Origin of the sequence: Streptococcus sp. C300, from assembly GCF_000187645.1 — a bacterium.
GTDB classification, from domain to species: domain Bacteria; phylum Bacillota; class Bacilli; order Lactobacillales; family Streptococcaceae; genus Streptococcus; species Streptococcus oralis_CQ.
The window spans coordinates 42,891-55,064 of the sequence record NZ_GL732467.1 but is presented as its reverse complement, the minus strand read 5'-3'; the positions used below and the strand labels follow the sequence as shown (position 1 = coordinate 55,064).

Here is a 12,174-nt window from a genome sequence, read left to right as displayed (position 1 = left end):
AAATGAAGAATGAAATGCTAGCTTTGATCCTTGCGGGTGGGCAAGGAACACGTCTCGGAAAACTCACTCAAAGCATTGCCAAACCGGCAGTGCAATTCGGTGGGCGCTACCGTATCATTGACTTTGCTCTTTCCAACTGTGCAAACTCTGGAATCCATAATGTTGGTGTGATTACGCAGTACCAACCTCTTGCTTTGAATAACCATATTGGAAATGGTTCTAGCTGGGGATTGGATGGTATCAATTCAGGTGTCTCTATTTTACAACCTTATTCAGCCAGCGAAGGAAACCGTTGGTTTGAAGGGACTAGTCACGCTATCTACCAAAATATTGACTACATCGACAGTGTTAATCCTGAGTATGTTTTGATTCTTTCTGGTGACCACATCTACAAGATGGACTACGATGATATGCTTCAGTCCCACAAGGATAACAATGCCAGTTTGACAGTAGCTGTCCTAGACGTACCTCTCAAAGAAGCTAGCCGTTTCGGTATCATGAATACAGATGCCAATAACCGTATCGTTGAATTCGAAGAAAAACCTGCTCAACCTAAGTCTACAAAGGCTTCTATGGGAATCTATATTTTCGACTGGAAACGACTTCGCAATATGCTTGTTGCTGCTGAAAAGAGTAATGTGGATATGTCAGACTTCGGTAAGAACGTTATCCCTAACTATCTCGAGTCTGGTGAAAGTGTCTATGCTTATGAATTTAATGGCTATTGGAAAGACGTTGGTACGATTGAGTCACTTTGGGAAGCCAATATGGAGTACATTTCACCAGAAAATGCCTTGGATAGCCGCAATCGTCAGTGGAAAATTTACTCAAGAAACTTGATTTCACCACCAAACTACTTTGGTGCGCATGCACACGTTGAAGATTCATTGGTCGTGGATGGCTGTTTTGTAGATGGAACGGTTAAACGTTCGATTCTTTCAACAGAAGCACAAGTACGTGAAGGTGCTGAGGTCGTTGATTCTGTCATCATGAGCGGGGCTATTATTGGCCATGGAGCAAAGATTACTCGTGCTATTATTGGTGAGGGTGCCATTATTGCAGACGGCGTAGAGATTGACGGAACGGACGAAGTACAAGTAGTAGGATACAATGAAGTAGTGGGGGTAGCAACAGATGAAGATTGATAAATATTCAGCCATTTTAGGAAACACAGTTGGTTTTCATGATATGTCAACGTTAACAGAACACCGTCCGGTGGCTAGCTTGCCTTTCGGTGGGAAATACCGTTTGATTGACTTCCCCCTTTCCAGTCTTGCAAATGCAGGTGTTCGGAGTATCTTTGGTATTTTCCAACAAGATAATATCAGCTCAGTTTTCGACCATATCCGTTCAGGTCGTGAGTGGGGCTTGTCAACCCTTCTAAGTCACTACTATCTAGGAATTTACAATACTCGTGTTGAAAGCAGTACAGTTGGAAAAGAGTATTACCAACAGCTTCTCACCTACTTGAGACGTTCAGGTTCAAATCAAACCGTTTCGATTAACTGCGATGTGCTGGTGAATATTGACTTGAATCAAGTCTTCCACCTACACAATACAACAAATGGTCCGATCACAGTTGTATATAAGAAACTTCCAAAGAAAGACATTTCAGATGTGAATGCTATCTTGGAAATCGATGAAACTGACCATGTTCGTTCGCACAAACTCTTTGATAATAAATCTACAGATGAACTCTTCAACATGTCTACAGATATCTTTGTTGTGGACACTCCTTGGTTGATTGAACGACTTGAAGAGGAGGCTCAGAAAGAATATCCTGAAAAGTTGCGCTATGTTCTCCGCGATTTAGCTGTAAAAGAAGGTGCTTTTGCTTACGAATACACAGGTTACTTAGCAAACATTCATTCTGTTCAGTCTTATTATCAAGCAAATATTGATATGCTTGAATCTAAAAAGTTCTACTCACTTTTCTCACCAAATCAAAAGATTTATACCAAAGTTAAGAATGAAGAACCAACCTACTATGCGAATACTTCAAAAGTAAGTACTTCTCAATTTGCTTCTGGTAGTATCATTGAGGGTGAGGTAGTTCAGTCAGTCCTATCTCGTAACATTTATGTTCACAAGGATAGTGTGGTGAAGGACAGCATTTTATTCCCTCGTGTTGTGATTGGTCAAGGTGCGCGAGTTGAATATGCTATCTTGGACAAGGGCGTTGAAGTTGCGGACGGTGTTGTCATTCGAGGAACGGCAGAACATCCAGTTGTAGTTAAGAAGGGTGAAACAGTAACAGAGGACATTTATTCATGAAAATTTTATTTGTAGCGGCAGAAGGAGCACCCTTTTCAAAAACAGGTGGTTTGGGCGATGTCATTGGCGCACTTCCCAAATCACTTGTAAAAGCAGGGCACGAAGTTGCAGTTTTCTTGCCTTATTATGATATGGTAGAAGCTAAGTTCGGTGACCAGATAGAGGATGTTCTCCACTTTGAAGTTAGTGTGGGATGGCGTAGACAGTACTGTGGTATTAAAAAAACGGTCTTGAATGGGGTTACCTTCCACTTCATTGATAATCAGTATTATTTCTTCCGTGGTCATGTGTACGGTGATTTTGACGATGGTGAACGCTTTGCCTTTTTCCAACTGGCTGCTCTTGAAGCTATGGAACGCATCGACTTTATCCCTGACCTTCTCCATGTTCATGATTACCACACAGCCATGATTCCCTTCTTGTTAAAAGAAAAGTACCATTGGATTCAAGCCTATCAAGGAATCAGAACAATTTTAACTATTCATAATTTGGAATTTCAAGGTCAATTTTCTGAAGGAATGTTGTGGGATTTGTTCGGTGTTGGGTTTGAACGCTATGCTGATGGCACCCTTCGCTGGAATGATTACCTCAACTGGATGAAGGCTGGTATCCTATACGCGGATCGTGTCTCAACCGTTTCCCCTAGCTATGCGCATGAGATTATGACCAGTCAGTTCGGTTGTGGTTTGGATCAGATTCTTCGCATGGAGTCAGGTAAGGTTTCAGGTATTGTCAATGGTATTGACGCAGATCTTTATAATCCTCAAACAGACCCACTTTTAGACTATCATTTTGATAAGGAAGATTTGTCTGGAAAAGCTCAAAACAAAGCAAAATTACAAGAGCGAGTTGGGTTACCAGTGCGAGCAGATGTTCCTCTAGTTGGGATTGTCTCTCGATTGACACGCCAAAAAGGTTTTGATGTTGTGGTAGAAAGCTTGCATCGTTTCTTACAAGAAGACGTTCAAATCGTTCTTTTAGGGACAGGGGATCCTACTTTTGAACATTCCTTCTCCTGGTTTGCGCAAGTCTATCCAGACAAGCTATCAGCAAATATCACTTTTGACGTCAAGCTCGCTCAAGAAATCTACGCAGCTTGTGATCTCTTCCTCATGCCGAGTCGTTTTGAACCATGTGGCTTATCTCAAATGATGGCAATGCGCTATGGAACTCTACCATTGGTTCATGAGGTTGGTGGTTTGCGTGATACGGTTCAATCCTTCAATCCGATCGAAGGAACTGGTACTGGATTTAGCTTTGACAATTTAACACCATACTGGCTTAACTGGAGTTTCCAAACAGCCTTGGATGTTTATAAGTACCAGCCGGACGTTTGGAGAAATCTACAAAAACAAGCTATGGAATGCGATTTCTCATGGGATACAGCCTGTAAATCTTACCTAGACTTGTACCATAGTTTAGTCAACTAATAGATAAAATCGTATGATTCTTTCATACGATTTTTGGGCTGTTTAGAAAGGAAAGCTTATGTCTCGAGTAAAAGGCTTGTGTGTCATGGACGTTGACGGCACCCTGATAGCAGAAGAAGTGATTGATCTTTTAGGAAGAGAAGCAGGTTGCGAAGCCGAAATTTCGCAGATTACAAGCCAGACAATGCGAGGTGAACTGGATTTTGAAACAAGCTTACGAGCAAGAGTGGCTTTGTTAAAAGGTCTTCCGGTTTCGGTCTTTGATACTGTCTTCAAATCCATTCATCTGTCCAAGAATGCTCAAGAATTTATCTCCATACTTCAAAACAAGGGCATGCTAGTTGGTCTAGTGTCCGGTGGATTTACACCAATAGTTGAGAGATTAGCAAAATCCCTTGGCATCTCCTATTTCTCTGCTAACCAGTTGGAAGTCAAAGACGGCTTTTTAACTGGAAAATTAGTTGGTGAAATTGTGACAGGTCAAGTAAAACAAGCTACGCTTGAGATTTGGATAAAGGAATTAGGACTTTCCAAAGAAAGAACGATTGCCATCGGTGATGGTGCCAATGACCTCTTGATGTTAAAGTCAGTAGGTCACGGTATAGCCTTTTGTGCAAAAGAAATCGTAAAATCTGAGATAGCTTGTCATGTAGATACGAGGGATCTTTTAGAAGTTCTACCTTTGATTAATTTCTTAGAATGAGAGGGAACTATGAAAATTGTAATTGCACCTGATTCTTTTAAAGAAAGTTTGACAGCAGAAGAGGTCGCTCAAGCTATAAAAAAAGGTTTTGAAAGGTCAATAGCGGATGTAGAATGTCTGCTCTGTCCTGTTGGTGATGGTGGGGAAGGAACTGTAGATGCTATTCGCCATTCTCTTGAACTCGAAGAAAAATGGCAAGAGGTGACAGGGTCTTTTGGGCTAAAAGAATCAATGCGCTACTTTCAAAAAGATCAAATAGTGCTCTTCGAAGTTGCAGACTTGGTTGGTCTTGGGAAGATTCCGCGGGAGAATCGAAATCCTCTTCGCATCCAAACCAGAGGTATTGGAGAGTTGATTCGCCATCTCATTGATCAAGGAATGAAAGAAATTTATATCGGTGTTGGCGGTACGGCTAGTAATGACGGCGGGATAGGCATTGCCGCTGGTTTAGGTTATCGTTTTTATGATAAGAATGGAAAAGAATTGCAAGCTTGCGGTCAGACTTTGCTTGAGCTCGAGTCAGTTTCAGACAGTGAGTTATATAGGATTCCTGATGATGTGCAAATTCGCATTCTAGCAGATGTGGAGAGTCCCTTATGTGGTCATCAAGGAGCGACCTATACATTTGGCAAACAAAAGGGCTTGGAACCCAGTTTATTTGAAACAGTAGATCTGGCTATACAGCGTTTCTATGAAAAATTCTCACCTTCCACCCTGTCTCTTAAAGGAGCAGGAGCCGGCGGTGGCATTGCTGCTGGGCTCTGTACCTTTGATGAGGCCTGTATCGTATCTGGGATTGATACTTGCTTGGATTTGATTGACTTTGACAAGAAGGTTGCAGGGGCCGACTTGGTTATCGTTGGAGAAGGCAGACTGGATAGCCAAAGCTTTGCTGGAAAAGCTCCTATCGGTGTAGCAAAAAGAACTCCTGAAGGAGTTCCAGTTATCGCTATTTGTGGTAGTCTTTCCGAGGATTTACCTTCCCTACCATTCGAAAATATAGAAGCAGCCTTTTCCATTTTAGAGAAAAGTGAACCTTTGGAAGACAGTTTGAAAAATGCAAGTCTCTATTTGGAGCACACAGCAGCTAATATTGGGCGTTTACTAAAGTTGAGGAAGGATTAGCTGAACCACTTTTTCCAGATAGATTTTTTAGGAACCTCTGCCTTTTTCTCTTCCCAGAGGCTTGAGAAAGCAAGTCTAAGGTCTTTTTCGTCTACTTGAACAGGTTCATTTGTATGAATGACAAGACCAAAAGGAGAGGTGATATGATCATCTGAAACAATAGTCGCCTGACAGTTGCTTTCCTTTGCTTGTTTTAAGTAAAAGACCTGTTTGTCAAACTCGATATTTGGTGAGATCTTCACAAAAAGTTCCTCTACCTTTTCTTGAAAAACCTCTAAAATAGAGAAAAATCCATGTTCTAATTCAGAACTATTGGCAGTGCTGATATCCGCGTAGCCAAGAACTCTTTCCTCGAAAGTTCCGAGATAGCGGCGTTGTTCGTCAGGGTTTAATTTCGGCCCACCATGAGCTTTTTCTAGTAGTTGTTTTGATAAATCTGTCATAAAAACAGTATATCACAAAAATCGCAAGAAAACAGACAAAAGAAAGCGATTACTTTATAAAGTTAAGGAAAATTTGCACAAAGATAACGTTTTTTCTTGAAAAACGCTTATTTTTAAGGTATCATAGAGGTGTAAAAAATTTAACTCAAAGGAGAGTAAAAAATGTCAATTATTACTGATGTTTACGCTCGCGAAGTCCTAGACTCACGCGGTAACCCAACACTTGAAGTAGAAGTTTATACTGAATCAGGTGCTTTCGGACGTGGTATGGTTCCATCAGGAGCTTCTACTGGTGAACACGAAGCAGTTGAACTTCGCGACGGTGACAAATCTCGTTACGGTGGTCTTGGTACACAAAAAGCTGTTGACAACGTAAACAACATCATCGCTGAAGCAATCATCGGCTACGATGTACGTGACCAACAAGCTATCGACCGTGCTATGATCGCACTTGACGGTACTCCTAACAAAGGTAAATTGGGTGCAAACGCAATTCTTGGTGTGTCTATCGCTGTAGCTCGTGCTGCTGCTGACTACCTTGAAATCCCACTTTACAGCTACCTTGGTGGATTCAACACTAAAGTTCTTCCAACTCCAATGATGAACATCATCAACGGTGGTTCTCACTCTGACGCTCCAATCGCTTTCCAAGAATTCATGATCGTACCTGCTGGTGCACCATCATTCAAAGAAGCTCTTCGTTGGGGTGCTGAAATCTTCCACGCTCTTAAGAAAATCCTTAAATCACGTGGTTTGGAAACTGCCGTAGGTGATGAAGGTGGATTCGCTCCTCGTTTCGAAGGAACTGAAGACGGTGTTGAAACTATCCTTGCTGCGATCGAAGCTGCTGGTTATGTGCCTGGTAAAGACGTATTTATCGGATTTGACTGTGCTTCATCAGAATTCTACGATAAAGAACGTAAAGTTTACGACTACACTAAATTCGAAGGTGAAGGCGCTGCTGTACGTACTGCTGCAGAACAAATCGACTACCTTGAAGAATTGGTAAACAAATACCCAATCATCACTATCGAAGATGGTATGGACGAAAACGACTGGGACGGTTGGAAAGCTCTTACTGAACGTCTTGGTGGTAAAGTTCAATTGGTTGGTGACGACTTCTTCGTAACAAACACTTCTTACCTTGAAAAAGGTATTGCAGAAGGTGCTGCTAACTCAATCCTTATCAAAGTTAACCAAATCGGAACTCTTACTGAAACATTCGACGCTATCGAAATGGCGAAAGAAGCTGGTTACACTGCCGTTGTATCACACCGTTCAGGTGAAACTGAAGATTCAACAATCGCTGATATCGCAGTTGCAACAAACGCAGGACAAATCAAGACTGGTTCACTTTCACGTACAGACCGTATCGCTAAATACAACCAATTGCTTCGTATCGAAGATCAACTTGGTGAAGTAGCTGAATACCGTGGATTGAAATCATTCTACAACTTGAAAAAATAAAATAGTTCAGTGAACTATTTTATCCCGAACCTTGAAATTCAAAAGTTCGGCCGTTGATTTAACAACGTTTTTAGCCCCTCGGATTTTATCCGAAGGGCTTTTTTCTGTTCAGGGGGCAAAAAGGGGGCAGTGTTTATGGTATAATAGACAAAAACACTTGTATTAGGAAGAAATTATGTCTAAAGAGATTGATATTGAGTATTACCACCAACTAGCACTGCAAAAGCAGAAGGAGCACCGCAAAGTGTTAGCTAATCTAAAGAAAAAACCTCCTAAAAACTTAGATAAGATTGCGCAGCAGATTCACCAAGAAGTCTTTGCTGAGATTGATTGTACTGCCTGTGCTAACTGTTGCAAGACTTTGGGGCCCGACTTTAAAGAAGCAGATATCACCCGTATCGCTAAGTACTTTAAGATGAAATTACCGGCTTTTGAAGCGGAATTCCTTCAGGTGGATGAAGATGGGGATAAAGTTTTCAAATCCATGCCTTGCCCCTTTCTAGGAGGAGACAATCTCTGCTCCATCTATGATGTTCGTCCCAAGGCCTGTCGTGAATTCCCTCATACAGATCGGAAAAAGATCCATCAAATCAACCATTTGACGATTAAGAATACCTTGGCCTGCCCAGCAGCCTATCTCTTTGTTGAGAAATTAAAAGATAAGTTATAGATTTTACACCTTTAAATCTTGTACAAAAATTCTGGGGTAGAGGTATCTTGTGTTTGTTAGAATATAGATAGAATTGAACACGGCCTAAAGCTATGTGAAAAAGATGAATTTTTCTCGGAGCAGGAGCCCCTCCGTCAATTTTCCAATTTTAACTTTGTTTTTAACGGCCTTAGTATCTTTTATGAGGTGAAAAAGAATATGATGCATCAATTCAATCAAACCATGGATTATTTGGAGCAGCAGCTGACTGGAGAAGTGGATATGAAAAGATTTCAGCAGTTATCGGGCTATTCTTACCCTCTCTTTAGTAGACTATTTTCCATCCTAGCAGATATGACTTTAGCAGAATACTTGCGCAATCGCAGGCTGTCAGAAGCTGTGACGGACTTGCGGGAAGGCTCTGAGAAAGTCATTGACATAGCGATGAAATACGGCTATGAGTCTGCGGATGCCTTCAGCGCAGCCTTTAAGAAATTCCATGGTGCAACCCCCTCAGAAGTTCGAAATGGAAAACCTTATCGGATCTTTCCTAGACTTCAATTATCCTTAAAAATCACAGGAGGAAAGAACATGGATATCAAGATTCAAAAGAAGCCTGCTTTTACCGTGGCAGGCGTCCTATTGGAGGCTATTGACAATAGCAAATGCCCGTCTGCTTGGGAGCATCTCTATGCCCATCACAGCTTTGAAAGCCTAGAAAGTCTAGGCAGTGGTCAATCCTTCGGCATCTGTTCGGATGTCAAAGAAGGTGAAATCATCAACTATATGGCTGCTTATGATGTGACGGATAAAACTAAAGCAGAAGAACTAGGTCTGTCCATCAAAGATGTCCCAGCCGCTGAATATGCTATCGTACCAGTCAAAGGCCCTATACCTGCTAGCATTCATAATGCTTGGAAATATGTCTTGGAGGTCTTTTTCCCAGAAACTGGCTATCGCCACTCAGGCTCACCAGACTTTGAAGTCTATACCGAAGGTGACATGTCGTCACCTGACTATCAAATGGAACTCTGGATACCAGTGATTAAGTACTAGATCATTTTCTGACATTTTATAAAGATGCAAATCGAACTCTGTAGAAGATAGCTTTTACAGAGTTTTTCTTTGTTTGATTGAACGATTTTATGAGAAGAACAATAAATTTGATTTTAATTAAATTTAAGTATAAGGAATTTTTAAGCATTTACTTGTATACTTTTCCAATCATCAAAGAAAGAGGTGTAAATATGAACTATCTAGTTATCCCAGCTTACGAACCTGACTACAATCTCATCAAATTGATTGAAAAGATTCACAATAAGAGCGATTTTTACATCATTGTCATTGATGATGGAAGTTCGGCAGAATGCCAAGACATTTTTGCTCAAGCGGAGGATTTTGCGACGGTCCTTCGCCACCAGGTCAATCAAGGAAAAGGGCAAGCTCTGAAAACAGCCTTTGAGTACATTCAGTCTCTCAATAAGCCAGGGACTGTGGTTACAGCAGATGCAGACGGCCAGCATAGGATCTGGGACATCTTTCGTAGTTTGACCAAATCAAATGAAAATCCTAATACACTTGTCCTTGGTGTCCGTGCCTTTACTGGCAAGGTTCCCTTGCGTAGTCGCTTTGGAAATAGCTTGACTCGTATCTTGTTTAAACTGCAAACAGGTGTCGCTGTATCCGACACACAGACAGGATTACGTGCCTTTTCAACGGATATGATTCCTTTTATGCTCAAGGTAGAAGGACAACGGTATGAATACGAGATGAACATGCTCCTTGAAGCAAGTCAAGCCTACCCAATCTTAGAAGTTCCGATTGAAACAGTCTATATCAACGACAATGAGGCTTCTCACTTCCGGCCTATTCGGGATGGCTTGATGATTTATAAAAATATTTTAAAGTTTGCGCTCTCGTCTTTTAGTAGTTTTATCGTAGATTATGTGGTCTACGCTCTCTCTATTCTATGCTTGAGCTTTATTCCGACAGGTCTGCGTGTTCTTCTCTCAAATGGTTTGGCACGTGTGACTAGCTCCATCTTTAACTTCTCTACCAACAAAAAATTGGTCTTTAAGAATAAGGCGAGCAGTTTTAAAACGGGATCAGGCTATTTCGGACTAGCAGTTGGCCTCTTTATCTTAGACACCATCCTGATTCGACTTTTTAATTCTAGTCTTGGAGTCAATTTGCTAATCGCGAAGATAGTTGTTGGAATCATGCTCTTCATCCTCTCTTGGACAGTTCAAACTCGCTTTATTTTCAAAGAAAGGACTTGTAGCCCATTATGAAAGTTTTAAAGAAACCCTATCTATACGCCTCGATCTTGGGCTTGCTCCTGACAAGCTCCTTTACCTATTCAATGTTGAAGACCTTTGTACTCGCTGAAACGATTTCCACTGTACCTAATACTAGCTCAACGTCTAACACCGCAGCAGCAAGTCAGGCAGCAAAAAATGCCCAGGTGACGGATACTAGCTATTCAGATGGAAATATCAGTGTCGACCTCACTGAAAAGACTGTAAATGAAACGCAGGTCTACGTAGCTGATATAACCCTCAGTTCATCGGACTATCTGAAAACAGCTCTAGCTCAAAACTCCTATGGAACCAATGTCACGGCTAAAACCTCTGTAACGGCTGCTGAAAACAATGCTATTCTAGCTGTCAACGGTGACTACTATGGAGCCAATAGCTCTGGTTATGTTATCCGTAATGGAGTTGTCTATCGGGACAGTGTCCGTGAAGACGCTAGTAATGGCGACCTTGCCATTTACAAAGACGGCTCCTTTAAGATCATCTACGAGGACCAAGTTTCAGCCGATCAGTTGGTTCAGGACGGTGTCGTCAATCTACTGGCATTTGGTCCGTCTCTAGTTGAGAATGGAGAAATATCTGTCGATACCAATACAGAAGTCGGTCAGGCCATGTCATCGAATCCTCGTACTGCCATCGGGATTATCGATGAAAATCACTACATCATCGTCGTTTCGGATGGTCGTACCTCTGAAAGCAAAGGCTTATCACTTTACCAGATGGCAGAAGTGATGAAATCTTACGGAGTGAAGACAGCCTATAACCTTGATGGTGGTGGATCCTCAACTCTCTACTTTAACGGTCAGGTAATCAATAAACCGACTACAGGTGGAAGCAAGATATCAGAAAGGGCGGTGAGTGATATTGTCTACATCGGTTACTAAAATCAAAAACAAACGCCTCAAAAAGACACTCGTTAGCTATAGTCTTCTCACTATTTTCTTCTTTGCATTTAGCCGTATCTACGAGTCCTTTAGTTTTGGGGAGACGTCGCTTCATATGCACTATCTCTTTGCAGTCCCTCTAGTAGGGGGCGTCATTCTTGCATTTTTGTTGAAAATCATGCCAAATTTAGGGCGAATCAGCCTAAACTTGTGGAACTCGGCAGTTGCAATTCTAACAGCTGGAATACTCTTTCGAGGAATTGTCAATCTATCAGGTCGTTCAACGACCTTAGATCAACCTTACTGGTATGTTGGCTTAGGCTTTGCTATTTTGGCTATCGCCTCGCTTTTCTTTCATAAGAAAAACAGTCAAGAATTAGCTTAAAAATTGAAAACTGGTTGTTGAGAGAAACAGCCAGTTTTCTTGTTATGTGACTATTAGTCCGTCTCGCTCCGTAAGGTGCGAGACAAATAAACCACCCGCTATGCGGGTGCGCGACGAAGGTTATACCAAAAAAACTCCAAACGCGATACAATAAAGGTGTTCAAGCCAATTGTAAAGCGAAAGGAGAAAAATATGGCACAAAAGGCACATAGTTTATCACACACAAAGTGGATGTGTAAATATCACATTGTGTTCACCCCTAAGTATAGACGAAAAATCATTTATAATCAATATCGAAGTAGTTTGGGAGAAATATTCCACCGTTTATGTAGTTATAAAGGTGTTGAAATTATCGAGGGTCACTTAATGCCTGATCATGTACATATGTTAGTCAGTATTCCACCAAGGATAAGTGTTTCAAGTTTCATGGGTTATTTAAAAGGCAAAAGTGCACTCATGATGTTTGATAAACACGCCAACCTCAAGTATAAGTTTGGAA

General features: G+C 41.4%; 13 protein-coding genes. 12 read left to right on the top strand and 1 reads right to left on the bottom strand.

All coding sequences use genetic code 11. The features are described 5' to 3' along the window. The first annotated feature begins 2 nt into the window (after positions 1 to 2). The 5 genes from HMPREF0849_RS05090 to HMPREF0849_RS05070 are packed head-to-tail and all read left to right on the top strand — an operon-like array spanning position 3 to position 5,532. Positions 3 to 1,145: a glucose-1-phosphate adenylyltransferase gene (locus HMPREF0849_RS05090; RefSeq protein ID WP_000787250.1), complete on the top strand. Its 1,143-nt coding sequence runs from the start codon at positions 3 to 5 to the stop codon at positions 1,143 to 1,145. After that, entirely contained in the window at positions 1,135 to 2,274 is a 1,140-nt protein-coding gene (gene glgD, locus HMPREF0849_RS05085; RefSeq protein ID WP_000687056.1) for a glucose-1-phosphate adenylyltransferase subunit GlgD, read from the top strand. Before HMPREF0849_RS05090 ends, glgD begins: the two co-directional genes overlap by 11 nt. Beyond that, on the top strand, positions 2,271 to 3,704 hold the full coding sequence (gene glgA, locus HMPREF0849_RS05080; protein WP_000697272.1) for a glycogen synthase GlgA: 1,434 nt from the start codon (positions 2,271 to 2,273) through the stop codon (positions 3,702 to 3,704). Before glgD ends, glgA begins: the two co-directional genes overlap by 4 nt. 58 nt (positions 3,705 to 3,762) lie before the next feature. Next, entirely contained in the window at positions 3,763 to 4,407 is a 645-nt protein-coding gene (gene serB, locus HMPREF0849_RS05075) for a phosphoserine phosphatase SerB (protein WP_000091996.1), read from the top strand. 9 nt (positions 4,408 to 4,416) lie between these two features. Beyond that, a complete protein-coding gene (locus HMPREF0849_RS05070; RefSeq protein ID WP_000706399.1) occupies positions 4,417 to 5,532 on the top strand; it encodes a glycerate kinase in 1,116 nt (371 codons plus the stop codon). Here the strand turns inward: HMPREF0849_RS05070 and HMPREF0849_RS05065 are convergent. Further along, entirely contained in the window at positions 5,529 to 5,975 is a 447-nt protein-coding gene (locus HMPREF0849_RS05065; RefSeq protein ID WP_000131102.1) for a DUF1694 domain-containing protein, read from the bottom strand. The two genes, HMPREF0849_RS05070 and HMPREF0849_RS05065, sit on opposite strands and share 4 nt — an antisense overlap. Positions 5,976 to 6,137: 162 nt before the next feature. On the opposite strand from HMPREF0849_RS05065, the gene eno reads away from it, so the two are divergent. The 7 genes from eno to tnpA form a co-directional block, all read left to right on the top strand. After that, complete coding sequence (gene eno, locus HMPREF0849_RS05060; RefSeq protein WP_000022821.1) at positions 6,138 to 7,442, top strand: surface-displayed alpha-enolase; 1,305 nt, start codon at positions 6,138 to 6,140, stop codon at positions 7,440 to 7,442. Positions 7,443 to 7,617: 175 nt separating this feature from the next. Continuing rightward, entirely contained in the window at positions 7,618 to 8,112 is a 495-nt protein-coding gene (locus HMPREF0849_RS05055) for a YkgJ family cysteine cluster protein (protein WP_000031475.1), read from the top strand. A 198-nt stretch (positions 8,113 to 8,310) separates the two neighbouring features. Beyond that, on the top strand, positions 8,311 to 9,147 hold the full coding sequence (locus tag HMPREF0849_RS05050) for an AraC family transcriptional regulator (protein ID WP_000972219.1): 837 nt from the start codon (positions 8,311 to 8,313) through the stop codon (positions 9,145 to 9,147). A gap of 191 nt (positions 9,148 to 9,338) precedes the next feature. Then, positions 9,339 to 10,382, top strand: coding sequence for a bifunctional glycosyltransferase family 2/GtrA family protein (locus HMPREF0849_RS05045; protein ID WP_001108585.1), 1,044 nt, complete (start codon positions 9,339 to 9,341; stop codon positions 10,380 to 10,382). Beyond that, on the top strand, positions 10,379 to 11,290 hold the full coding sequence (locus HMPREF0849_RS05040) for a phosphodiester glycosidase family protein (RefSeq protein WP_000866185.1): 912 nt from the start codon (positions 10,379 to 10,381) through the stop codon (positions 11,288 to 11,290). Before HMPREF0849_RS05045 ends, HMPREF0849_RS05040 begins: the two co-directional genes overlap by 4 nt. Next, positions 11,265 to 11,675, top strand: coding sequence for a hypothetical protein (locus HMPREF0849_RS05035; protein WP_009013621.1), 411 nt, complete (start codon positions 11,265 to 11,267; stop codon positions 11,673 to 11,675). Before HMPREF0849_RS05040 ends, HMPREF0849_RS05035 begins: the two co-directional genes overlap by 26 nt. Before the next feature lie 192 nt (positions 11,676 to 11,867). Beyond that, the coding region (tnpA, locus tag HMPREF0849_RS10280; RefSeq protein ID WP_033605383.1) for an IS200/IS605 family transposase at positions 11,868 to 12,174 on the top strand (307 nt) is incomplete at its 3' end.